General features: G+C 49.2%; 21 protein-coding genes and 2 pseudogenes. 6 read left to right on the plus strand and 17 right to left on the minus strand.

Annotated features, from left to right (window positions below):
- Positions 1-117 precede the first annotated feature (117 nt).
- The 6 genes from DWX91_RS07535 to DWX91_RS07555 form a co-directional block, all read right to left on the minus strand.
- Positions 118-927, minus strand: coding sequence for an ABC transporter permease (locus DWX91_RS07535; protein WP_118469274.1), 810 nt, complete (start codon positions 925-927; stop codon positions 118-120).
- Positions 924-1,910 (minus strand): ABC transporter permease, encoded by a 987-nt coding sequence (locus tag DWX91_RS07540; RefSeq protein ID WP_333549120.1) that lies wholly within the window; start codon positions 1,908-1,910, stop codon positions 924-926. The genes DWX91_RS07535 and DWX91_RS07540 overlap by 4 nt, the downstream gene beginning before the upstream one ends.
- Positions 1,903-3,381, minus strand: coding sequence for an ABC transporter substrate-binding protein (locus tag DWX91_RS07545; protein ID WP_118538618.1), 1,479 nt, complete (start codon positions 3,379-3,381; stop codon positions 1,903-1,905). Before DWX91_RS07545 ends, DWX91_RS07540 begins: the two co-directional genes overlap by 8 nt.
- Positions 3,300-3,566, minus strand: coding sequence for a hypothetical protein (locus tag DWX91_RS17980; protein ID WP_182435065.1), 267 nt, complete (start codon positions 3,564-3,566; stop codon positions 3,300-3,302). Before DWX91_RS17980 ends, DWX91_RS07545 begins: the two co-directional genes overlap by 82 nt.
- A 275-nt stretch (positions 3,567-3,841) precedes the next feature.
- On the minus strand, positions 3,842-4,792 hold the full coding sequence (locus tag DWX91_RS07550) for a 3'-5' exoribonuclease YhaM family protein (RefSeq protein ID WP_118472547.1): 951 nt from the start codon (positions 4,790-4,792) through the stop codon (positions 3,842-3,844).
- Positions 4,793-4,815: 23 nt separating this feature from the next.
- Positions 4,816-6,135, minus strand: a complete 1,320-nt coding sequence (locus tag DWX91_RS07555; RefSeq protein ID WP_107001862.1) for a S1C family serine protease — start codon at positions 6,133-6,135, stop codon at positions 4,816-4,818.
- A gap of 234 nt (positions 6,136-6,369) precedes the next feature.
- On the opposite strand from DWX91_RS07555, the pseudogene DWX91_RS07560 reads away from it, so the two are divergent.
- From DWX91_RS07560 to DWX91_RS07570, 4 genes and pseudogenes are all read left to right on the plus strand, one after another.
- A pseudogene (locus DWX91_RS07560) lies at positions 6,370-8,774 on the plus strand (endonuclease MutS2).
- Between the two features lie 65 nt (positions 8,775-8,839).
- Positions 8,840-9,553, plus strand: a complete 714-nt coding sequence (locus DWX91_RS07565) for a response regulator transcription factor (protein ID WP_107001860.1) — start codon at positions 8,840-8,842, stop codon at positions 9,551-9,553.
- Positions 9,554-9,605: 52 nt separating this feature from the next.
- On the plus strand, positions 9,606-10,049 hold the full coding sequence (locus tag DWX91_RS17985; protein WP_412693854.1) for a hypothetical protein: 444 nt from the start codon (positions 9,606-9,608) through the stop codon (positions 10,047-10,049).
- Positions 10,046-11,023 (plus strand): HAMP domain-containing sensor histidine kinase, encoded by a 978-nt coding sequence (locus DWX91_RS07570; protein ID WP_412693855.1) that lies wholly within the window; start codon positions 10,046-10,048, stop codon positions 11,021-11,023. Before DWX91_RS17985 ends, DWX91_RS07570 begins: the two co-directional genes overlap by 4 nt.
- Before the next feature lie 29 nt (positions 11,024-11,052).
- On the opposite strand, the gene DWX91_RS07575 is transcribed toward DWX91_RS07570, so the two are convergent.
- The 7 genes from DWX91_RS07575 to DWX91_RS07605 form a co-directional block, all read right to left on the minus strand.
- On the minus strand, positions 11,053-11,685 hold the full coding sequence (locus tag DWX91_RS07575; RefSeq protein WP_022358806.1) for a helix-turn-helix domain-containing protein: 633 nt from the start codon (positions 11,683-11,685) through the stop codon (positions 11,053-11,055).
- Positions 11,666-12,343, minus strand: a complete 678-nt coding sequence (locus DWX91_RS07580; RefSeq protein ID WP_107001858.1) for a DUF3990 domain-containing protein — start codon at positions 12,341-12,343, stop codon at positions 11,666-11,668. Before DWX91_RS07580 ends, DWX91_RS07575 begins: the two co-directional genes overlap by 20 nt.
- Positions 12,344-12,569: 226 nt before the next feature.
- On the minus strand, positions 12,570-14,054 hold the full coding sequence (locus DWX91_RS07585) for an L-serine ammonia-lyase, iron-sulfur-dependent, subunit alpha (RefSeq protein WP_207664029.1): 1,485 nt from the start codon (positions 14,052-14,054) through the stop codon (positions 12,570-12,572).
- Positions 14,055-14,262: 208 nt separating this feature from the next.
- On the minus strand, positions 14,263-15,549 hold the full coding sequence (locus DWX91_RS07590) for a TRAP transporter large permease (protein ID WP_118469282.1): 1,287 nt from the start codon (positions 15,547-15,549) through the stop codon (positions 14,263-14,265).
- A gap of 9 nt (positions 15,550-15,558) precedes the next feature.
- The gene (locus DWX91_RS07595; RefSeq protein WP_118469284.1) at positions 15,559-16,077 is read right to left on the minus strand and encodes a TRAP transporter small permease; all 519 of its coding nucleotides are present in this window, start codon (positions 16,075-16,077) and stop codon (positions 15,559-15,561) included.
- A 75-nt stretch (positions 16,078-16,152) separates the two neighbouring features.
- Positions 16,153-17,217 carry a TRAP transporter substrate-binding protein gene (locus tag DWX91_RS07600; protein WP_022358811.1) on the minus strand — a complete coding sequence of 355 codons (1,065 nt, stop codon included), beginning with the start codon at positions 17,215-17,217 and terminating at the stop codon, positions 16,153-16,155.
- A 103-nt stretch (positions 17,218-17,320) separates the two neighbouring features.
- Positions 17,321-18,361: a proline racemase family protein gene (locus tag DWX91_RS07605; protein ID WP_207663647.1), complete on the minus strand. Its 1,041-nt coding sequence runs from the start codon at positions 18,359-18,361 to the stop codon at positions 17,321-17,323.
- A 364-nt stretch (positions 18,362-18,725) separates the two neighbouring features.
- Between DWX91_RS07605 and DWX91_RS07610 the strand changes: the two genes are divergently transcribed.
- The gene (locus DWX91_RS07610) at positions 18,726-19,835 is read left to right on the plus strand and encodes a helix-turn-helix transcriptional regulator (protein ID WP_118472545.1); all 1,110 of its coding nucleotides are present in this window, start codon (positions 18,726-18,728) and stop codon (positions 19,833-19,835) included.
- Positions 19,836-19,899: 64 nt separating this feature from the next.
- Here the strand turns inward: DWX91_RS07610 and DWX91_RS07615 are convergent, their stop codons facing one another.
- Positions 19,900-20,259, minus strand: coding sequence for a DUF1622 domain-containing protein (locus tag DWX91_RS07615; RefSeq protein ID WP_118472544.1), 360 nt, complete (start codon positions 20,257-20,259; stop codon positions 19,900-19,902).
- Between the two features lie 277 nt (positions 20,260-20,536).
- Between DWX91_RS07615 and DWX91_RS07620 the strand changes: the two genes are divergently transcribed.
- Positions 20,537-21,523 (plus strand): ornithine cyclodeaminase family protein, encoded by a 987-nt coding sequence (locus tag DWX91_RS07620; RefSeq protein WP_182431310.1) that lies wholly within the window; start codon positions 20,537-20,539, stop codon positions 21,521-21,523.
- A gap of 156 nt (positions 21,524-21,679) precedes the next feature.
- Here the strand turns inward: DWX91_RS07620 and glyA are convergent.
- From glyA to rpiB, 3 genes and pseudogenes are all read right to left on the minus strand, one after another.
- Positions 21,680-22,926: pseudogene (gene glyA / locus DWX91_RS07625) on the minus strand (serine hydroxymethyltransferase).
- A gap of 150 nt (positions 22,927-23,076) precedes the next feature.
- Complete coding sequence (locus DWX91_RS07630) at positions 23,077-24,225, minus strand: FprA family A-type flavoprotein (RefSeq protein ID WP_118472542.1); 1,149 nt, start codon at positions 24,223-24,225, stop codon at positions 23,077-23,079.
- A 129-nt stretch (positions 24,226-24,354) separates the two neighbouring features.
- Positions 24,355-24,798 (minus strand): ribose 5-phosphate isomerase B, encoded by a 444-nt coding sequence (gene rpiB / locus DWX91_RS07635; RefSeq protein WP_022358818.1) that lies wholly within the window; start codon positions 24,796-24,798, stop codon positions 24,355-24,357.
- Between the last annotated feature and the right edge of the window lie 205 nt (positions 24,799-25,003).

Below are 25,003 nucleotides of genomic sequence, written 5' to 3' on the forward strand. Positions count from 1 at the left end.
TTCTTTGAGAACGTCTGTCTGTTCCAAATCTGATAGCCGCATCGTTTTTGATTGTTTCTGTCTTAATCGCATCATTTTATCAAAATATATGTTTTTCTGCCTCATTCCCAGCATCCTCTACTCATGCACGCTCCCCGGATCCATCAGCCGCCCCAGGCTCTGCCCGATCGCCTGAAATCCCAGCGTTACCAGCACCAGTGCCGCGCCCGGAAAGAGCGCCAGCCACCATTTTCCGGTAATCAGGTACGACATACTCTCGGATAAAATAACACCGATCGCCGGTTGCTCGGAGGAAAGGCCGAAGCCCAGAAAGGTCACGCCCGCCTCATGAAGAATCGCATGGGGAAAGAGAAGAATTAACCCGGTTACAAATTGCCGCGATACCTGCGGTACTATGTGGTTCCAGGCAATCCACCAGGGCTTTTTCCCCAGTTTTTCGGAGATCCGCATATACGGACTGTCCCGGATCTGTAAGATTTCCGCCCGCAAAAGCCTCGCCAGGGACGCCCAGTGCGTCAGGGCAATCCCGGCTGCTACACCCCGGAATCCCTTTCCCAGACTGTAGGAAATCAGGATCAGGAGAAGCATGTGCGGGATTCCCATTACCAGATTAATCAGCCCGCATACCAATGAATCCATCAGGCCCCCGCCAAGCGACGCCAGCAATGCAAGCGCCAATGCCACCGCGGCGCTGATCGCCGCGGTCAGAAGCCCCAGCCGGATGCTTAAAGAAAGCCCCGCAACCGTCCGTTTCAGCATATCCCGCCCCATCCAGTCGGTTCCAAACAGCCCGCCGGTTCCCGGAGGCAGGTTTTTTCTCGCAAAATCGACCTGCTGTGCGGCATCCTCCCAGACGATTCCAAGCACTGTCACCAGAATCAAGAAAAGGAGGGAAATTCCCAGCAGCCAGAGTGTTTTCTTTCTCATGCCCTACCTCCTTTCCTAAGTCTCGGATCGACCAGCCGGTACAGCCCATCCGCCGCTGCATTTCCTGCAAATACAAGCACGGCACTGATGAGTGTAATTCCCAGCAGAAGCGGGATATCGCTTCCCAGCCCCGCCGTGACCGCCGCCCGTCCGAGTCCCGGATAGGAAAAGACCTGTTCCACCAGCACCGAACCGCCGAAAATCTCGCTGATCGAGCCAAATTGCAGCGTAATTACCGGGAGAAGCAGGTTGCGGAGTCCATGCCGGAAAATCAGCCGCCAGCCGCTCTCGCCCCGCGCCCGCGCATAGAGTACGTAATCACTTTCCAGAATCTCAATCACTTTTTCGCGCGTGTGCATCGCAATCGAAGAAATCCCTGTCAGTCCCAGCGTACACGCCGGCAGAAATGCGTGATACAGGCGATCCGCCAGGCTGACCTCGTCCGCCGCCATTCCCACCGGGACACTGAACCCGATTGGGAAGATGGGAAGCTGCACTGTAAAGAGAAGCAGCAGCACCAGCGCCAGCCAGAAGGACGGCGTTCCCGCGATCACGATGCAATAGCCCGTAATCAGGCGATCCACCCACTTGCCCCGTTTTGCCGCCGCTGCAATTCCTAAAAATATCCCCACGATTCCCGAAAACAGCCACGCAGACAGAAGGAGCCACACTGACGCAGACGCCTTTTCCGCGATCACCTCCAGCACCGGTCTGCGGTACAGAAGGGAAATGCCAAAATCACCATGACAGATGCCCGAAATCCAGCTAAAGAAGCGCTTCCAGACCGGCACACCAACGCCCCAGTACGCCTGCAGCTTCTCGATCTGCTCCGGCGCCATCGAGCCGAGCGCCGTCTGCCCGACATTCGTCTGCAGCGGATCGACCGGAGACATCGACACCAGCAGAAACGATACCAGACTGACTGCCAAAAGCAGCAGAATCAGGTGCAGCAGACTGCGCCCAAACCATTTCATCCTACTCATAGTACCACCGATCGACATTGTTGACGATGGACCAGCCGTGACCGTGCGGATGCACCTTCTGCTCTGCGACATGAAGCCCGTCTCTCACCCAGTACAGATGATCGACATTTACCAGCCAGATCCACGGAAGATCACCCTCGGCTGAAACGCCCGTCTCGCCGTCCCACTGCGCCGTTTTCCACAATTCATACGAACTTTCCAGATCCGGTGCTTCCAGGGCCTCATCCATATAAGCGTCCACGGTCTCATTCGCATACGGCGAATATTCTGCCAGCCCCGTATCTGCCTTTGTATGGTAAATATTATAAAATTCCATCGGCGTGTGCGCGCCCCAGCCCCAGAGAAGCGGCTGCGACTGTGCCTCGTCATACGCAGTATCCCAGCCGGTGCCGCGGATCGATGCGTCAATTCCAATCTCTTTTAACTGCTGTGCCGTATCGGCTGCCAGCGCCTGACGCACCGAATCCCCGGTCGGATAGAGAAATTCCAGAATGGCTTTCACTCCATCCTTTTCGCGGATGCCGTCAGCATTTTTCTTCCATCCCGCCGCATCCAGCATCTCTTCCGCCTTCTCCACATCATAGGAAATTTTCTCCATTTCATCGTTGTACCACGGCATCTTGTCACAGACACTATATGCCGGGCTGCCGTAACCATTTAACACATGATCGATCATTTCCTGCCGGTCAATCGCCAGGTTGATCGCCCGGCGCACCTGCACATCCGCGGTAAAATCATTGCCGATTTTTACGCCATCCCCCCGTACCGTCTCCGGCACTGCCGGGAGGTTAAATCCACGGTTGTCCACCGTCTCACAATCCAAAAGACTGAATTCTGGAACCGACTGGTCTGCATAGGACGCCGCCGTGTACGCCACATCCACCTGCCCGGCGCGCACCGCCACAAATGCCGCATCCTCTTCCATAAAGAGAATCGTGACCTGCCGCATCTTCGGCGCATCCCCATAATAATCCGGGTTGGCTTCCAGAATCACCTGCTGCCCCTTGTCCCACTGTTTCAGGATATATCGCCCGGAACCGATCGGATGTGTGCCGTAATCCGTTCCATATGCATGCTCCGGCACAATTCCCGTCACCGCCATCGTGTATGACCAGATAGCAAACGGGCGTTCCATCTCAAACACAACCGTCACATCATCGATCGCCTCCGCCTGTTTCAGCATTGAAAAATCGTTGACGGAACTCGTCTTTTTCAATGTGTTATAAGTGAATGCCACATCCTCCGCGGTCAGCGCCTCGCCATCCGTGAATTTCGCATCGTCGCGGATCGTCACCGTCCATGTCATTCCATCCTCGGAGGTCTCCACATCCGTCGCCAGATCATACCCGATACTCAAATCTGCTTCTGTCACCGTCAGGGTGCTCTGGATCAGCGGTTCATGCATATGCTCGCCCGCGCCCCAGCCATATGCCGGATCAAAGCCCGCCTCCGGCTCTGAAGTCGGCGGCATCGCGATAATAACGCTTGTTGGGTATTTTCCGTCTGTTCTGCGCCGGAACCGCCTTTCTGTGCCTGATTTCCAGCGTTTCCGCATCCGGAAAGCATGACTGCCGCCGCTAAGGCAGTAACGCCAAGTTCCCTGGCTTCTCCGAACACCTTTCCAATGATTTTGCCTGTATTTTCTCGTTTTTTCATATTTTCTGTTGTACCCCTATATTTTTCTTTATGAAACAAAAGGATATCAGAAAAGTGCGATCCCTACTGAACCGCTGTACCTTCCTGGTATCCTTCTCCATTTTTCTTATTTATTTTATGTGCGGCTATTTAACTCGCTTCTCTGCCAACAGCATAGACACCTGATTCCTATTTTTTCGTTCCCCCGCTTCTGCAAGGCAGCATCTGCTTGTGCAGCGCTGTTTTCTTTTTCTTATATACATTTAGACTCATTTTAGATGTCTGTTATCTTATTATTATTCCGTCGGCGTCGTCTTTCTCACATTCGTCTCCAGGAAACGGTTATATCCGAGCCAGCCCGGATTCTCCCCGCCGCTCTTTAAGACTTCCAGCATCGTCTCCATCTTCGCATCGGTATTGTCCGCGAAATTCAATGCCAGCGCCTCCAGAAGCGCCGGTTTCTTCGGGGAACCGTACTCTAATTCGCCGTGGTGCGCAAGGATGCAGTGCTTTAACTCCGCCGCTGTCTTTGCCGGGAATCCCGGAATCTCCTTAATACGGTCTGCAACCATCATCGTGCCGATCACGATATGACCTAAGAGCTGACCGTCGTCCGTATAATCATTTTCCGGAAACGCGGATAATTCCTGCACTTTTCCGATGTCGTGGAACAGCGCCGCCGTCAGAAGCAGATCGCGATTCAGCGCCGGATATGACTTCGTGTAGAAATCACAGAGTTTCATAACACTTAACGTATGTTCCAAAAGTCCGCCCACAAAACCATGATGCACACTCTTCGCCGCCGAATGGAAGCAGAATTTCTTCACAAACGCCTTATCTTCCAGGAAATAGCTGGATGCCAGCTTTTTCAGGTACGGATTCTGGAAAGACTGCACCAGAGCCGTCAGATCCTGATACATTATCTTGATATCCTTTGAGCTGACCGGAAGGTAATCACTTTCCTGATACTCGCCCTCGTCTGCCTTGCGTATGCGCTTGATATTTAACTGGTTGGAACCCTGGAAAACCGTCACATCGCCGTCCACATAGACGTACTGCAGCGGCTCAAAATCATTGATGCCCGGAGAACTTAAATCCCAGATTTTGCAGTCTACCGTGCCTGTTTTATCCTGAAGCAGCACGGAAGCGTACTCTTTTCCGTTTTTCGTCACCGCGTGCTGTTTCGTCTTACATAAATATACGTCCGAGACTCTCATTCCTTCCCGGAACTGTTCAATATATCTCATTCTGCCTATATCCTCCTGAATTTCTATCTGGCGCGCAGAGATACCAAAAATGGAATTTCCGTGTATCCGTCGCGCCCTTTCCGCATCACATTTACCGATACAGACACGCCGCTCGCGGAATTTTCAATCTGCGCCTGGAGATCTTTGAAACTTCCGATCTCCTTTGTGCCAAATTTCACAATAATATCGCCGGGCTGGATGCCAGCGTCATATGCCGGGCTGCCGGAGACTGCCTCCGTCACGTAAACGCCCGCCGGAATGCCGCTCCCCTGCATCGCACGGCTCACATCCTGTCCCAGGATGCCCAGATATGCCGCCGAAGCGCCATTCGTCAGCCGCTCCAGAATCGGCTTGTAGCTGGAAATGGTGTACGCCGCCGTCCGATCCGTACAGCTCTCGCTGCGGCAGGACTCCGATGTCCAGCCGACCATCTCTCCGGCTGTATTGATCAAAAAGGTACCCGTCTGCGAATTGCTGCTGATATCCGCATACAGGATCCGCGTCAGTCCATCTGTAATCTGCACATTGCGCGCCACGTAGGATACCGTTCCGAACGAAAGCGAATGCACCTGTCCGGACGGACCGCCGATACCTACGAGGACATCGCCTGCCTTGACCGTATATGAATTGGCAAGTGAAAGCACCTGCACCTTTTTCCGCTCTTCTTCCGGCAGATTGCCGGACGGCACCGCCACAACTGCCATTCCGAGCACTTCGTCAATCTGGCGCACTGTACCAGCGATCTTCGTTCCATCCGAAAATCTCACATTGATCGAATCTGCTGCCCGCACCGCATCGGCGTAAGTAAAGATCAGAAATTCTCCATCACTCTCCGCGATGACTGCACCTGCATAATCACCCGTATTTTCCACCGGGTTTCCAAATATATCCGTATCCTGTTTGCCGGAGCTGACCGTCACGATCGACTTATCACCCTGTTCCCCGATTCCACGCAGCACCGACGTCATCGAATTGAAATTGTCTGCGGAAAACTGATAGCTGGAAAGCGCCTCGCTGACCGCCTCATCAATCTCCTGCTCCATTTGTTCCGGCTGCGCTGTCATATCCGCATCTGCACCGTCCGACGGCGAAACAGAGTCCGGATCGTCCTTGGAAAACTCGACTGAGGATGTCTCCTGCATCCCATTTTCCTGAAAACACCGATCCGCAAACGGCTTTACCGCCGCAAACGAAACCGCCGCGACTCCTCCAAATGCGGCTGACGCGCATACAAAGAGAGCCACCCGCTTCGCAATCTGTTTTCTGGTCAGCGGCGGCTTCACTATCGTTTCTCTCATGAATTCCCGTTTTTCCTTTTTTTCAAGTTCTTCTGAATCCGGCATTTCACTTTCCCCTTTGCATAACATATCCTAATTATACTTTCCTTCTTAAGGTTATGCAAGAAAAAAGTGCGAATGCTTGGCTAGACGGCGGGGAATGTGATATAATGTGAACACTTGACGAGGTCTTTTCGAGTCTAGTGAGAACTTATACCTGACCACTTAATGAGGTCTTTCACGAATTTAGTGGTCACGGTATCATGTGAACACCATTTAAATTAAGAGGATTACCACAACATGAATGAAAAAGCATTAAAAACTCTCGAATATACAAAGATCATCGACCAGCTCACGGAGTACGCCTCCACGGAGATGGGAAAACAGATGTGCCGGGAACTGCAGCCGTCCTGTGATCTGGGGACGATCCGGCAGAGCCAGACGGAGACGACCGATGCCCTGACGCGCGTCCGCATGAAGGGAAGTCTCTCCTTCGGCGGCGTGAAGGATGTGCGTGGTTCCATGAAACGTCTGGAAATCGGAAGTTCCCTGGGGATCCCGGAGCTTCTCGCTGTCAGCTCCCTGCTGACAGTCGCTGCCCGCGCGCAGAGCTACGGACGCCATGAGAAATCCGAAGAATTTCCAGATGATTCCCTCGATGAGCGCTTCCGCGCCCTGGATCCGCTGACGCCGGTCAACAATGAGATCAAGCGCTGCCTGCCATCCGAGGATGAGGTCAGCGATGACGCAAGTCCGGGACTTGCCAAAGTGCGCCGCTCCATGAAGATCGTGGGCGGACGCGTCCATACCCAGTTAAATTCTATTTTAAATTCCAGCCGGACCTATTTACAGGATGCCGTCATCACAATGCGCGACGGGCGCTATTGCCTGCCGGTCAAGGCTGAGTATAAATCCCAGGTACCAGGCATGGTGCACGACCAGTCCTCAACCGGTTCGACTGTATTTATCGAGCCGCTCGCGATCGTCAAGCTGAACAACGAACTGCGCGAGCTGGAAATCCAGGAAAAACGGGAAATTGAATTTGTTCTGGCAGCTCTTTCCAGCCAGCTTATGCCTTACACCGACGCGATCCTCTCGGATCTTTCGATTCTGGCAGAGCTCGATTTCATTTTCGCAAAGGCAGCTCTTTCCCGCCACTATAACTGCGTGGAACCGAAATTTAACAACAAACGGTATATCAATATCAAGGACGGACGCCATCCGCTCTTAAATCCGAAACAGGTCGTTCCGATCAACATCTGGGTTGGCGATTCGTTTGACCTTCTGATTGTGACGGGTCCAAACACGGGTGGTAAAACCGTTTCTTTAAAAACCGTCGGACTCTTTACCCTGATGGGGCAGTCAGGACTCCATATCCCGGCATTTGAGGGATCCGAGTTGGCTGTTTTTGACAATGTATTTGCCGACATTGGCGATGAGCAGAGCATCGAGCAGAATCTGAGTACATTCTCCGCCCATATGACGAATATCGTTTCGATTTTAAATGAGGCGGACGCCAATTCGCTCTGTCTCTTCGATGAGCTCTGTTCCGGTACCGACCCGACCGAGGGCGCGGCGCTGGCGATTGCGGTTTTAAATTTCCTGCACAACATGACCTGCCGGACGATCGCAACCACGCATTACAGCGAATTAAAAGTCTTTGCGCTGACCGCGCCAGGCGTTGAAAATGCCTGCTGCGAGTTCAACGTCGAGACTCTCCGCCCGACCTACCGCCTGCTCATCGGTATTCCAGGAAAAAGTAATGCATTTGCCATTTCCCGCAAGCTGGGGCTGCCGGATATATCATCGACGAGGCGAAAAACCAGATGGAGCAGAAGGACGAATCCTTCGAGGATCTGCTTGCCAATCTGGAAAACAGCCGCGTGACCATTGAAAAAGAGCGCGAAGAGATCGCCTCCTATAAACAGGAAATTGAAACGCTGAAGAACCGCCTCCAGCAGAAGGAAGAACGTTTCTCCGAGCAGAAGGAAAAAATGCTTTCCAAAGCCCGCGAGGAAGCTCAGAAGATCCTTCAGGATGCGAAGGACACCGCCGATCAGACGATCCGCAACATCAACAAGCTTGCCAAGTCTTCCGGCGTCAATAAAGAACTGGAAGCTGAGCGGACCAAGCTACGCGGCAAGATCCAGGATGTAGACAAGAAACTGGCAGTTAAGAAAACCGCCGCACCGAAAAAAGCCGTTTCCGCGAAAAAGCTGCGTCTCGGCGATACCGTGCGCGTTCTCTCGATGAATTTAAAGGGAACCGTCAGCTCCCTGCCGAACGCCAAGGGCGATCTGTATGTACAGATGGGAATTCTGCGCTCCCTCGTCAATATCCGCGATCTGGAAATGGTCGAGGAAGCATCCATCACCGGACCGGGACTTTCCGGCACGCATACGGGTGGTTCCCGCGGATCCGGAAGCGGAAGCAGCAAGATCAAGATGTCCAAGTCCTTCAGCGTATCGCCGGAGGTCAACCTGATTGGCATGACCGTCGATGAGGCGATCCCGGTACTCGACAAATACCTGGATGATGCCTACCTGGCGCATCTTCCGCAGGTCCGCGTCGTACATGGTCGTGGAACCGGCGCTTTGAAAGCGGGCGTACACCGCCACTTGAAGAAATTAAGCTATGTCAAGGAATACCGGCTTGGCGAGTTTGGCGAAGGCGATACAGGCGTTACAATCGTGACATTTAAATAAGAAATATCCATAACTGTGAAGGTACTGAACAGTTACAAATATCCAAAAAAACAGGAGGAATCAACATGGCTGAAAAGCAGCGCATTCTCATCGTAGATGACGACTACAACATTGCTGAACTAATCTCACTTTACCTGACGAAAGAATGTTTTGAAACGAAAATTGTCGGAGACGGGGAAGAAGCTCTCCGGGTATTTCCCGAATTTCAGCCCAACCTGATTCTCCTTGATCTGATGCTTCCGGGCATCGACGGCTATCAGGTCTGCCGGGAACTGCGAAGTACCTCCCAGGTGCCAATCATCATGCTCTCCGCCAAGGGCGAAATCTTTGATAAGGTGCTGGGGCTGGAGCTGGGCGCCGATGACTACATGATCAAACCATTCGATTCGAAAGAGTTGGTTGCCAGAGTCAAAGCCGTTCTGCGGCGCTACCAGCTGCCGGTGCAGATGCCTGCATCGTCCGTGACCGAACAGCATGGCAATTTTGTCGAATATCCGGATCTCATCGTCAACCTGACGAACTACTCCGTCATTTACAACGGACACTCGATCGAGCTGCCGCCGAAGGAACTGGAACTGCTCTATTTCCTCGCGTCCTCACCAAACCAGGTATTCACAAGGGAGCAACTTCTCGACCATATCTGGGGATATGAATACATCGGCGACACGCGGACGGTAGATGTCCATATCAAGCGGCTCCGTGAAAAAATCAAGGGCAACGACAAGTGGGCGCTGACGACCGTCTGGGGGATTGGATATAAATTTGAGGTAAAACGGTAACTGTTAGTAAAGGAACTGAACTGTTACGTGAAGAGGTAACCGGAGGTTTACCATGAAATCAAACCACTACACACATTCTCTTTATTATAAACTGCTGATCGGCTATCTCATCTTCGGTCTGCTTGGATTCATCACGATCGCGACCATCTCATCTGAGATGACCTACCACCATCTGGTGGAACGCGAATCGGAGGTTCTGTATGACGAGGCGACCATGATTGCCGATCGGTGCAGCAAAGCCTACGAGGGCAAAACCATCAATCTCGACTCGGCATACCCACAGCTCGAGGCGGTTTCCGCCTATCTGCAATCGGATATCTGGATCCTGAACCATGAGGGCACCATCGTTGCGGACAGCAGCGACAGTCGTACCGGCATCGCAATCGACGATTTCGACCCGACCGCACAGGCAACCGGCTCTATTCCATCGGACAGTATTACAACCTGTTTGACAGCAAAGTACTCTCCGTTTCCGCCCCGATCACAGGCAATATGAAGACCTACGGCTACATCGTGATTCATATGCCAATCCAGAACATTGAGGCGGAACAGAACGGATTTCTAAATATTATTTACATAACATCGATCATCCTGTTCTTCCTATCCCTGGTGGTGCTTCTTGTTTTTACAAAAGTGGTCTATTTCCCGCTCAAAAAGATTACGGTCGCAGCCAATGAATATGCAGCCGGAAACCTGGCACACAATATCCCGATTACCACCCACGACGAGATCGGCTATCTCGCCAGCACATTAAACTATATGTCCAGCGAGTTAAATGAAATGGAACAGTACCAGCACAATTTCATCGCGAACGTATCGCACGATTTCCGCTCGCCGCTGACCTCCATCAAGGGCTATCTCGAGGCGATTCTCGACGGCACAATCCCGCAGGAACTCTATCATAAATACCTGCACATCGTCATTTCCGAAACCGAACGCCTCAACAAGCTGACCCAAGGCATGCTGACACTCAACTCCCTGGACAGCAAAGGCTACTTAACCCGGACAAATTTCGATATCAACCGGACGATCAAGGATACCGCCGCAACCTTCGAGGGCACGTGCAGCGCGAAAGGCATCACGTTTGACCTGACCTTTGCGGATAGCATCCAGATGGTCTACGCCGATCTCGGAAAAATCCAACAGGTTCTCTACAACCTGATCGACAACGCGATCAAATTCAGCCACGAGGATTCGATCATTTACATCCAGACCTCCATCCGGTATGAAAAAATCTTCATTTCCGTCAAAGACACCGGCATCGGCATCCCGAAGGACAGCCAGAAGAAAATCTTTGAACGTTTCTACAAGACCGACTTATCGCGCGGAAAAGATAAAAAGGGGACCGGACTGGGGCTTGCGATTGTCAAAGAGATTGTTCAGGCACATGGGGAAAATATCGACGTTGTCAGCACCGAGGGCGTGGGGACGGAATTTATTTTTAGTCTGCCGAAGGCGACTGCGCTATAGCAAATTGAAACTGTCCAATTCCTTCGCAATTACAGCAAATCTTCCATCTGGCATCCCAGTGACCGTGCAAGCGCACGCACGGTTTCTGCGGATGCTTTTTGAATCTTCTTTTTTCCCTGTTCATACTGCTGAATACTCCGCAGCGTAACCCCCGATTGCTCTGAAAGATCCTTTTGGGTATATCCCGCCATCTTCCGGATCCGCCGCAACGCGTTTTTCCCCTGCTCTTTTCTTCGAATGATTCTGTCTGCCGCCTCAACAAATTTATCCTCCGGAGCTTCATGAAGTGCCGGATACATTTCCACAACCTCCCGGACCGGAAGCCCTGCTTCAATTTCCTTAAATTTCTTCTCACTGTACCACTGATAATACGCCAGTATCCAGCCACTCCAATACTCTCTGGAACAGGTAAATTCTACCTGCGGTTCCGGCAGTTCGTCCTTTTTTCCCGCTTTTCGAAGCACTTCCTCCGCAAGCTCCGTTCCAGAAAAGCCGCTCACTACTCTTGGTACACCTTCCCCAAATTTTTCTGCATACCCGGTTGTAAGAAACAATTTCCAAAAATCTTCCAGATCCATCCCACAGGCATTGACCGCATAATCTGTCATTTCCCCCAGATTCCTCATCGCATCATCCAGATATTCAATCCCATAAGCGCTCATCCTCAGCCGACACCTCCCCTCGAATCAAATCCCGCATATAAATACCGTCGATATCATCCTCTTCCACCTTTTTCCGGTATGCATTTCTAGCTTGCTCATCTCTGGCTCTTCGTTTTACATAATATTCCACTGAATCTACTCCTTCATAAGAAAGAAAGTGTATCGCCTGAAATGCCTTCTGACTCTTTAATACATACTGCTCTCCCAATTTTCCCAGCCGCATCGCATACGAAAGCTGCTCTAACGATATTTCATTATTTACAAACGCCCTTGCAAATGAAAAATACGAATCATCCGCCCGGTACCCAATCACCACATCATATCCGTCCACATCCGGGAGGAAATGTTCCAGCAGCCACTCTCTTCCCCGTTTCATGACCGCCGAAGAAAGGCGGATTTTCCGGTATTTCATCAAAATCGCCAGCCAATGAAGAACGCTGTAGTGCTTCTCCATCAAATTTAAAATCAAAAGACCGGTTTCATCCATTTCATACTGATTCACATAGCCGTCCTCCCGCTCGGCGCACGACCACTCCTTCGCCAGCTCCAGACTCTCCGTACAATAAAAGCCCTGTCCGTAGTCATTATAGACCTTTCCCTGACCATACATAGGAGTAGAAATAATTTCCAAGGAACCGTGATATAAAATTTTTCTCATTCTGAGGCAACCTCCTTATCTATTATGGGAGCAAGTAGAAACATGGGGTATATAAAAAATAGATTCGTTTTAATAAAAATAACTCTATAGAGATATTTTTATTAATATTATATCTCTATAGAGTTATTTAATCAATTTTTATTTCAGATCTTAAAAAGATATGCCACCTTACAGTACGCACCTTACACAAACTGTAACTGTCCTTTCACGATGTTTTGAATTACACCTACCGCGCCTCTTCCCCCGGAAAATGCGCGTCGGACCGCTTCAGAATCTCCCGTGCGGTCTTTGTCTTTCCAAGACCACCAAAGGTACACCGCAGTTCCAGCGGCAGCGACAGACCGATCTCATAGATTGCACCAATTGTCTCATCCAATGGGATCACTTTGTCATAGCCTGCCAGAATCATATTGGCGCTGGCGAGCGCATTGCTTCCGCCCATGATATTTTTGCCGAGACATGGCCATTCAACACGGTTTCCAACCGGATCGCAGGCAAGCCCTGTGATATTCTGAAGCCCTACAGACGCCGCATCCATACAATTTTCGATGGTTCCGCCCATCATCGCCGTGAGTGCCGCCGCTGCCATACCGGAACCGGCACCGCACTCTACCTGGCATCCTGCTACTTCCGCCGAAAACGTCGCTTCCTCTGCGAAAAAGACACCGACCAGACCCGCAACCAGAAGTCCCTGTACTACCATTTCTCTCGGAAGTGACAGCGCCCGCGCCAGTCCGATGACCGTTCCCGGCAGGCATCCGCAGGAGCCACAGGTCGGTGCTGCTACGATCACGCCCATGGAGCTCTTGCTTTCCATCACCGCCGTGATGCAACGGATGAGCTCATTGACAATCGGATCCGGAATCAGGCGTCCTGCCTGTTCGGCTGCTGCCACCCTGCTGACCTGCTCGCCCAGAATACGGTCCTGATATTTCGTCCCGGCTAATCCCGTCTCAACCGCCTGTTCCATGACCGACAAGATCTGTTCCATCTGACGGTATACGGCTTCTCTCGACTGACCGCCCCGACAAGCTTCATATTCCAATGCATACTCCCAGGACTCCATCGGATGCTCTTTCGCATAATCAACCAGGGCGGCTGCCGTTGAAAATGGAACCTGACAGGTTCTGCTGGAATGCGTCGGAAGCACCGGTTCAAGATAGCACGCCTGGTTGACACCCGCCACATCACGGACGGCTTGGATCACATTTTTTGTCAGCGGAACAGCTAATTTCCAATTATATAAGATCTGACCATTTTTCTGATCGCTCTGGAAAAATTCAGCATCCGGCAAAAGTGCTTCTATTTTTTTCTCAATTCCCGGTGCCACATCCGCAATCACCAGAAGCTCATAGAAATCTCCGGCTATCTGCACCGAAAATTCCTCGTATTTCTGCATCTCGACCATACCGCCGCCGACTGCGATCGCCTCCCAATGCACGACATTTCCATTCTGGTCCCAGACCTCTGCCCGGTAATTGCCCGGATGCTCTGCCCCATAATCAAGGATCCGGTATTCAATCTCCAATCCCCGTTCTTTCGCAATCGCCTCATACTGTGCGACATCCGGCGCATCCAGCTCCATATTCAAAAGCCCGCTGGCAAATCCCATATCCGTTCCGTGTCCCGTGTGCGATGCCGCCAGCGCACCATTGACATCAAAATCAACGATCGCTTTTTTCACCGGTGCATCCAGAGATTGCCGGATCATGGAGCGATCCGCGCCGCCCCCGCCACATGGGAACTGGAAGGTCCGCGCATCACCGGACCGAGTACATCATTGAAGATACTGCAGGGTAGTTTTTCCATGGTTTGTCCTCCTTTTTGTATCAATCATTCCATGTTTTTTATTCATCATTTTTGATTCGTGTTTTTGTAAAGGAAAAGGGAACGTCCAACTTCAACGTCCCCTCTCGTTTCTATCGTCCCATTAAAATAAATGGAATTCTGGATACTACCGGAACATTCGTAATAATCGCTAATGCTGCCAGCATCGCTACCAGGAATGGTATTGCATTTCGAACCGTATCTCCAAATTTACATCTTGCAATATTGGTTGCCGTGTATAAGCAGACACCTACCGGCGGAGTTGCCAGACCGATGGTCAGGTTCAGGCAGACAATCATACCAGTCTGAATCGGGTCAACGCCCAGGCTTGCCATCGCCGGTGCCAGAATCGGCGCTACCAGCATGATTGCCGGAGCACTATCCATAAACATACCAACAACCAGAAGAACCAGATTGACCAGTAACAGTTTCACTGCTAAAGAAGTATGAAGGCCAACCAGCATATTCGTTACAGAAACTGCCCATCTCTCATTGGAGATAACCCATCCAAACAGATAGCAGCCGCCGACAATCAGCATAACCGTACCACTGTCGATCGCGCTGTCGATAATCGATTTCCAGAGCTCTTTCCAGCCAACGGTCCGGTATACAAATGCCGACAAAATCAGGGAATAAAGAACCGCTGCCGCCGCTGCCTCGGTCGGAGTAAAGAAACCACCCATGATACCGCCAACAACGATGATCGGAAGTCCGATACATGGAAGTGCCTGTCTGGTTGCTTCCCATTTTTCCTTCCAGCTTGTCTTAGGACCTGCTGAAAAATCACGTTTCACTGCAAATACATAAACAACCAGCATCATGATAATACCCATCAGGATACCCGGTACTACTCCGGCGATAAACATATCGCCAACGGATACCTTCGCTGCCGCACCGTAAATAACGAATGCCAGACTCGGTGGGATAATCGGGCAGCAGCAGGATGCACACGCGGTCAGACCTGCTGTAAACGCCGGATCATACTTTTCATCCTTCATTGCCGGAATCATCAGGCATCCAACTGCCGCCGTACCAGCTACCGCCGAGCCTGAAACTGTACCAAACATCATACATACCAGGATGTCTACCATCGCCAGACCACCCTTGATATGTCCAACGAATGCCTGTGCGAAACGAACCAGACGCATGGTAATACCGCCGTGATTCATAATATTTCCTGCCAGAGCGAAGAATGGAAGACAAAGCATGGTAAAACTATTAATACCATAGATAATTCGCTGCGGAACCAACGCCAGGTTGGCATCACCGGTACTTAAAAGCGCATAGGAGACCGTCGCTACGATCAATACAAAAGCAATCGGAACGCCTAATGCAAGAAACAAGAAAAAGCTTCCAAATAAAATTATACTGCTGAACATATTGACCTCCTACTCTTCATCCCCCGGAAGAGGAATCTTTTTCGCTTCCCCGTAACATATATTTTCAAGAAGCTGCACAAATGTATAATAAATCATAATGAGACCGCTGACCGGAAGGGCTGCATAAAAGAGCGCCAGCGAAACCTTGATCGTCGTTCCCAGATGTGGAATCTGTGCAACTGTATAGTTCCAACCTGAAATTGTAAATAAAACAAGTGCAAATAATAAAATCACATCCGCCAGAACCAGCATAAACTGACGTGTTTTTCCATGGCACAAGTTAATTACCATGTCAACACCGATATGAAGCAGATGACGGCTTGCTACGGCACTGCCAAGCATCGTGGTCCAAACGAAGATATAACAGGAGAACTCCGTTGCCCATGGCATCGTAGCTCCAAACCATCGCAAAATAAACTGGCCGATTACCGCGATACATAAAGCAATTGACGTAACCCCTAATGCAACTCTGGCAACCGTATTGATCACGTCGCCAATCTTGTGAAGTTTTTCAATCAATCCTGCCATTTTTCTCCCCTCTTTGTAAATGTACTCCCGAAAACAGGCTCCGGGAGTACATGATAGTTCAAAAATTATTGTACTTTATTTCGCTGCGCGAACCATCTCAACCAGACCTTCCCAGGTCGGATGTGCCGCGTACATTTTATCATATACCGGAGCAACTTTTTCTTTCCATGCATCAATATCAGTCGGACGTGTTACGGTATAACCTTTTTCTTCATACTCAGCAATCTTTGCCTCGTCATTTTCCAGGAACCAAGCTCTCTGCTCTTCGCCTGCTTTTATAGCTGACTCTTTCACGAGTTTCTGGTCTTCTTCGCTTAAACCCTCATACCATTTTGAAGAAGCAACAATGATACCGCTGGAATAGTAATGATGAATATCGCAGATATTATTAACAACCTCAATATAACCATCTGCTACTGCATATAATGCACTATTGTCTGTTCCATCTACAACGCCATTCTGAAGTCCTGTGAACTGCTCGCCAGATGCCAATGCAACCGGTGTAGCACCAAGTGCTTCGTAGGTTGCCACGCAAACTTCATTCTGCATGGTTCTCATACGAACGCCCTTCATATCATCTACGGTATTAATTGTCTTATCTTTAGTCAGGATATTTCTCCAGCCATCCTCATGGAAACCAAGTCCTGTAATTCCATCAACCGCGCTTAACTGTTCCAGAAGGGAATTGCCAAATTCTCCCTCCAGCGCTTTATTGACATTATCCTCATCCTCAAACAGGAATGGAAGCTCAAAAATGCCTAAATCTGGTACAAATCCGCCCAGGGCACCAGTTCCTACCCAGCCGATTTCCAGGTTATTATTCTGAACCATCTCAACACACTCAACCTCGTCGGTTGTCATATCGCCTGCATAAACCTCTACTTTAATCCGTCCGTTGCTGCCCTCCTCGACCAGCTTTTTAAAAGCATTCGCACCGTAATCATACGGAGAACCGGTTCCACATACATGTGCTACACGGATCGTCATCTCCGCTCCGGAAGTATCTACGCTGGAACCACTATCTGCTGCTTCGGTTCCGGCTGCAGATGCGGATGAAGAAGAATTTCCGCCTGAACACCCCGCCATTGCCATCGCTCCGATTACCAATGCCATCGTACCGCAAAGCCATCTCTTTTTCATAAAGTATCCTCCTTTATACTGTTTTTATGTGAACTCCCGAGGTACTTCTTTCCCTCAGAAGTACCTCCCTGTACCTTTAAACTCTTATTTTGTTTCTATCAATTTAGCCTAATAAGAAACCTTCCGGGAATGGATCGTCCGGATCGAATAACCATGTACTCTCTCCCATCACAAACGCCCGTCCGCTGATCTCCGGTACTACTGCCGGAATTCCTGCCACCTCTGTCTCTTCAACGATATGGCAGTGGAATAAACTTCCAATCAGGCTCTCATGCACAAACGGCTGTCCGACTGCCAGCTTTCCTTCCGCATGAAGAAGTGCCATCTTCGCTGATGTACCGGTTCCGCAAGGGCTTCGGTCAATCGCTGCCGGGGGAATGACAACTGCATTTTTTACATCCGAAACCCCTTCTGTACCCGGTTCGAAAAATTCCACATGCGTTACCTGGTTCATGATTTCCAGATACGGATGCTTGACTGTTACCTGCTCATTGATAAACTTTTTAAGATAATTTCCTTTTTCGACAATCTCTTTTGCATTTTCTTTATCCAGCTTTAAGCCCATTGCCGATGCCGGTACTAACGCAAATACATTTCCGCCGTATACGATGTCTAACGGAATCTCACCATATCCAGGAACCTGTACCTTTACATCCCGATTCATCACAAATGCCGGGGCATTTTTAAAGGATACCCGCACCGCCTTGCCATCTTTCACCTCAATTTTCACTTTTACCAGTCCAGATGGTGTATCTAAGGTCGCATATGTATACGGTTCCTCCGCTTTTAAGAGTCCGCTTTCAATCAGTGCCGTTGAAACTCCGATCGTATCATGTCCGCACATCGGCATCCAGTTTCCAACCTCGTAATATAAAACACCAAAATCTGCCTCCGGATTGCACGGCTTGGTAACAATCGTTCCGGACATTACGTCATTTCCACGCGGTTCAAAACAAATTGCTTTTCTCATCCAGTCCTGTTCCTGCATCATATAGAGCATCTTTTCTTCCATCGTGTTCCCCGGAATTTCCGGAAATCCCGATAAAATGGTTCGGGTTGGCTCTCCCTCTGTATGTGTCTCGATACAGGTTACTGCCTTTCTCCCCTTAATCTCCTGCAAACAAAATTCATTCTTTTTTTCCATAGGCTCCTCCGTATTAAAAATTTTGTCCGTTCTCTTTCAGTTTTCTGAAATCTCGTTGTTAAAATCATATCATGATGAAACTTTCAAAAAACATCATTTTTAATACAAAGTTTTTTGTGTTTTGGTTATTATGATGCATGACGTCAGTTAACGGTAGATACTTTCGGTTCTATCATAGTATACTTTTGGATACTTTTTCTATTTTCAAAGTTTTTCCACTTGCAATAATCATAACAACATTTTATTATGCTTTATATATTATCAGTCTATTAAAAATAGTTTAAAACAATAGTTGGACTATAGTCTAGTATTGATTCCATTTTGTTTTCACTAATTGAATACTCACGGGAAAGGAGGCATCTTCATGAGTGCTGAAAATCTTTTTACAACATCACGAATTGAAAACGTCAATCAGATCATTGCTGAACTTTACGACGATTCAATTCTTCTTGAAAAACGGATGGAGAGTTTTTTCCTGAACCTGAACAATATTGTTTTCTTTGAAAAAGCAAATTTTTTGTTTTACCAAAAGCAGGGACAGAATTACAAAACCCATTCCATCTACACCATCAACTGGAATGATGAACAGAAACGGCGATATCAGGAAGAATACTGCCATATGGATGATGTTCTGTCGATTCTGGACTCCGACAGCAATGTAACTTTCCTGACTAACCAGCTGTTCAATCAGGAGGTTCGAAAAAATTCTCTTTATTTTCAGGAATTTCTACTTCCCATGGGGCTGCATGATTCCATTGAAACGAATTTTTCGATTCGGAACCGGGAGCTGCGGGGTGTGTTTTCCATCCACCGATCCAACGATAAAAAAAATTTCCTGCCAGATGAATTAAGCCTTGTCCGGTTATTCCAGCCGCATTTCTGCAACGTATTTAAAAATTACGGGCGGGAGCTCAACATCGGACGGGCATTTCATGTACTGGAAAATTACAACTGCATCGGAATCGGCTGTTTTGACGATAAACTGAATTTTATCGGGTGCAACACAACCTACCATACATACATGGAGAATCATGGATTTGCAGATTTATCTAACAACCCCATTTCCAATTGTTTTCGCTCTCTTTGCCGTCAGCTGCTCCGTTCTGGAAGCATTACCGGACAAAATATCGAATACAAGATGGAAAACAGCCCTTTGTTTCTGGAGGTAAGCCGCTCCCATCTTAAGGAGGGACCAGACAACGACTGCTTTGTATGTCTGTTCTTCGATTTATCCTATGTGATGGATCGTACTCTTTCCCAGATCAGCCGGGATTTTTCCCTGACGAACCGAGAAGTAAATGTTTTAAGCCTTTTACTGCGCGGCTATTCCAACGATCAGATATCTTCCACCCTCTTCGTCAGCATCCCTACTGTCAAAAAGCATCTGGCTTCCATTTATTCCAAAATGGAAATCAAAAGCCAGAAGCAAATTCTGGAACGCCTTCATTTCTACGACAAATATTTTTCGCATTAATCTTGTTTAACCACGAAAAAAGGGAGTCCGCTCATCCTGCAGACTCCCTTTTTCGTGCCCCTTTTTACTCTAGCTTTCCTCCTTGCTCTTCCTGGGTTTCTCTTTTTTCGTTCTTGATCTCCCAATGAATCAAAAATGTAAGCATTGCCCGAAGGACAATGATGGCTCCCAAAATTCCAAGTTCCGACCATTCCCGTACCACAACCGTCCTGAGTACCTCGCCGCCCATCTTAAATTCCAACGCCAGCGCAATTCCCTGTGCCAGATTCAGGCGGATCAGCTGACGCTTGTTTCGTATCCACTGAACAAAGCAGGATACCGCTGTCGAAACCAGCACAATGATTCCAAACAATTCTAGCACGACCGTGCATATCTGTACCAAATTCTCTAACAACCAGTCTAATACTTTAATTACTTCTCCCATTACCCCTTCCTTTCCAGGTATTCTTCCCTTCTCGCTTGTGCTAATTTTATCCATTTCCTGTAGCTCAGTAAATGCGTAAACCTACTGAACCGCTACAATTTTCTTTACTATACACGCCCCATTTCAAATATGCAACTTGATTTTTATTCTGTTTTCATCTTGACAATGAAACGTGAAACTGCTACAATCCAGCTATACAAACCACATTTGATTTGTGATAAATCTATTTTTAGTATATATGTTTTATTTCATTCATAAATATTCAGGAGGTTTTGATATGTTATTTCTCAGCGAACAAGAAATGTGGCAGTCCGTCACCTTAGAGGATGTCATGGACGCGATCGAAGATGCGTATGCGATTCACAAAAGCGGCAATTATAAGATGCCGGATCGTTTTATCGCACAGCGTGATAAAAATATGATGCTCTATATGCCGTGTTTTCTGGATTCCGTCATCGGTACAAAGATGTTATCCGAATTTCCGGACAATTCCTCTCTGGGAATTCCGTATCTGAACGGACTTATGATTTTAAATAACGCAAAGACCGGTCTGCCGAAGGCGATTATGAACGGAAGTGTCCTGACCGCAATGCGGACCGGTGCGGTCGGCGGTGTCGCACTGCGCTATCTGGCTCCAGAGGATGCTGCCTCAGTTGGTTTGGTTGGCTGCGGTATGCAGGGACTACACCAGCTTCTCTATGCCTGCGAGGTGCGCCCGATCACAGATATTTATCTGTATGACGCATACGCTAAGGATCTTTCCGGCTTTATCGAGCGCTTATCGGCGCGTCTGGCATCGTTTGGAAAAAACGACATCCAGATTCATACCTGCGCGGATACCCGTGAACTGGCTGAGCACAGCCGCGTCCTGATCTCCGCCACCCAGGCGGTCGATCCGGTCTACCCGGATGATGAAGAGCTGCTTCGCGGCAAATGCTTTGTTGCCATCGGCTCCTGGCGTCCGGAACGGCGCGAACTGCCGGATGCGGTGTGGAAACTCGTCAAGAACGCGTACACCGAGCTTCCGTATGCCTGCGAGGAGAGCGGCGATCTGAAAATTCCGCTGGAAAAGGGCGTTCTGACACAGAAGCGCGTCCACTTTATCGAGGATCTGATCGAAGATACCAAGCAGGGACATCCGCATGAGCAGAACGAGACCCGCTGCTTTAAATCAGTCGGCATGGGACTCTTTGATGTGCGGACGGCACAGCTTATCTATGAAAAAGCATTGGAAAAAGGAATTGGACAAAAACTTAATTTCTAGGAAAAATGGTTGGAATAGAAAAGGCTGTATCACCTACCGCGCGCTTCCATGCGGCAGGCAATACAGCCTTTTTCTTATTGTTATATGTGCATTAATTTTCCAGCATTTTTCTGAATCTATAGACTGGCAAATTTTTCGCTCCATATTCTTCTCTACTTATTTATATAACGGATACTTCTCACACAGTTTCGTCACTTCCGCACGGATGTAATCTGCCTTGTTCTCGAAGTCGGTAGCTGCCAGCCAGATGCACTCTGCAATCACTTCCATGTCCTCTTCTTTCAGTCCACGGGTGGTAACAGCCGGAGTACCGATGCGGACGCCAGAAGTAACAAACGGGCTTCTCGGGTCGTTTGGAACGGTATTTTTGTTCAGGGTAATGTATACTTCATCGCAGCGGTTCTGCAGCTCTTTACCGGAAATATCCATGCCGCGCAGATCAACTAACATCAGGTGGTTATCGGTTCCGCCGGTCAGAATCTTGAATCCCTGCTTCTGAAGTGCGGCTGCCAGCGCTGCTGCATTCTTCTTTACCTGAAGCTGATACTCTTTAAATTCTGGCTTCAGCGCCTCGCCGAAGCAGACTGCCTTGCCAGCGATGATGTGCTCTAACGGACCGCCCTGGGTTCCCGGGAAGATCGCCTTGTTGAAGTTGAACTTCTCAGCTGCTTCCTTATTTGCCAGAATCAGACCGCCTCTCGGTCCGCGCAGTGTCTTATGTGTGGTTGTCGTAACAACATCTGCATACGGAATCGGGCTCTGGTGAAGACCGGCTGCTACCAGACCAGCGATATGAGCCATATCGACCATCAGGTATGCGCCTACTTTGTCTGCAATTTCACGGAAACGTTTGAAATCAATCTCTCTTGCATAGGCACTTGCACCTGCAATGATCAGCTTCGGTTTTGCTTCCAGTGCAATGCGCTCTACCTCTTCGTAATCAATCACGCCATTGTCATCGACACCATACGGCACAATGTTGAAATATAAACCGGAGAAATTGACAGGGCTTCCGTGTGTCAGATGTCCGCCGTGATCCAGGTTCATGCCCATAACAGTATCACCCGGTTTCAGCATTGCGATAAATACCGCCATGTTTGCCTGCGCGCCGGAATGCGGCTGTACGTTTGCATAATCACAGCCAAACAGTTTTTTCGCTCTCTCGATCGCGATGGACTCTACAACATCGACACACTGGCATCCGCCGTAGTAACGTTTTCCCGGATATCCCTCCGCATATTTGTTGGTTAATACCGATCCCATCGCCATCATAACCGGCTCCGATACAATATTCTCCGACGCGATCAGCTCCAGGTTTCTTCTCTGACGGGCTGCCTCTGCTTCAATGGCTTCTCCACTTCCGGGTCTGCCTCTGTAATGAACTTCATTACCTCATCTACCATGTCTGTTTCTCCTATTCTTTTCTGTCATCCATACAAAATCATCAAGTGGATTTTTCATATATAAATATAAAACCACACTTTTGTCTCTCCGGATTTTTTATTTAAAAAAGCCTTTTTCAGGTCTCATTAAATACTGTCACCAGACGCTTCTTATGCCAGCAGCGCTTCCGCCATCTGCTCCAGCGACGGAATATCGCTCTCCTTGAGCGCCCCGCGAACCGTAACGACCGGTTCAACCACCGTGATCTCCTTCATCGCATCCAGCATTCCCTTCATCGTGCGCGCTGCACTCGGCGCCCAGGAACCGTTTTCAATCAGGGCAACGGTGCGTTTCTGGTAATTCTTGCTCTGTAAGTGGTGCAGGAAATCTGCCATAACCGGCATCACACCCGCGTCATAGGACGGTGCTGCCAATACAATTTTTCCATACCGGAATGCATCTTCCAGCGCCTCCGCCATATCACCGCGCGCCAGATCCGCGATTGCCACTTTCGGGCATTCTTTTTTCTCAAGAATTTCCTTGCATTTCTTCGCCGCATCCTCGGTGTTGCCATGCAGGGACGCATATGCGATAAATACACCCTCAGACTCGACGCCGTAGCTGCTCCAAATCTGGTATTTTTCAAGCACATGACCGATCGTCTCTTTCAGAACCGGTCCATGCAGCGGGCAGATGATCTGGATCTCAAGACCGGCTTCTTTCTTAAGAAGTGCCTGCACCTGCATTCCATATTTTCCTACAATATTGAAATAATACCGTCTCGCCTCGCAGTCCCAGTCCTCATCCACATCAAGCGCACCGAACTTGCCGAAACCGTCGGCGCTGAACAGCACCTTGTCGCAGGAATCATAGCTTACCATAACCTCCGGCCAGTGTACCATCGGTGCCATGACGAACGTCAGCTCATGGCGCCCCAGTTTCAGGGTATCGCCCTCCTTGACCGTCAGCGCACAGCTGGTATCAAGATCAAAGTACAGTTTCAGCATCGGAAATGTCTTCGCATTGCCTACCAGTGTGATTTCCGGGTACCGTTCTAAGACTGCCTGGATACTTGATGCATGATCCGGCTCCATGTGGCTGATTACCAGATAATCCGGGGTTCTTCCAGCCAGTGCGGTTTCCAGATTTTCCAGAAATTCTGTCTGTTTGCGCTTGTCTACCGTATCCATGATCGCGATCTTTTCATCCATAATCACGTATGAGTTATATGAAATACCATTTGGCACCTGATACTGCCCCTCAAATAAGTCAATGTCATGGTCGTTTACACCGATGTAGCGAATATCTTCTGTGATCATCTCCTGCTTCCTCCTGTTCTTTTCGCAGCTGCTCCATCTCTTTACAGCTGCCTCTTTTTGTTCTCACAGGCATCTCGCATCCTGCTGTCAGCCTGCCTTATGATTTCATCCGTTACCTCTGACTCTGAATCAGTCTTTCTCCTCAATCGCCATAATCATATCCACGCGTCTCTGATGGCGTCCGCCCTCAAATTCTGCGTTGATCCACTCGTCAACGATCATCTTCGCAAGCTCACTTCCTACCACGCGGGCGCCGAAGCAGAGTACATTGGCATCGTTGTGGCGGCGGGACATCACCGCTGTGTACGGCTCGCTGCATACGCAGGCGCGCACGCCTTTTACCTTGTTAGCTGCCAGTGAAATACCAAGACCGGTACCGCAGATTGCAATACCCAGATCGGCTTCGCCGGAAACAACTGCACGGCCTACCTTCTCTCCGTAAACTGGATAATCACAGCTCTCGCTGCTGTCTGTACCCAGATTTAACACTTCGATTCCTTTTTCTTTCAGGAAATCCACAATAATGTTCTTCAGTTCTACCGCCGAATGGTCATTTCCAATCGCAATTTTCATCTCATCTTCTCCTCATCTGACTGACTTCCGGAACAAATGATATAGTCCGGTCATTATGGAATCATTTTAGTAAAGTTGCCGGGCAATGTCAAGACTGTGAAAATCTCAGAAATACATAAAAAGAGCGCAGAGGAAGCTCTTTCGCACTTCTCCGCGCCCTATTGTTTCTTCTATATAATAGTTATAAATCCGCCGTAAGACGTTT

The organism is Clostridium sp. AF22-10 (genome assembly GCF_003478725.1).
GTDB classification, from domain to species: Bacteria; Bacillota; Clostridia; order Lachnospirales; family Lachnospiraceae; genus Otoolea; species Otoolea fessa.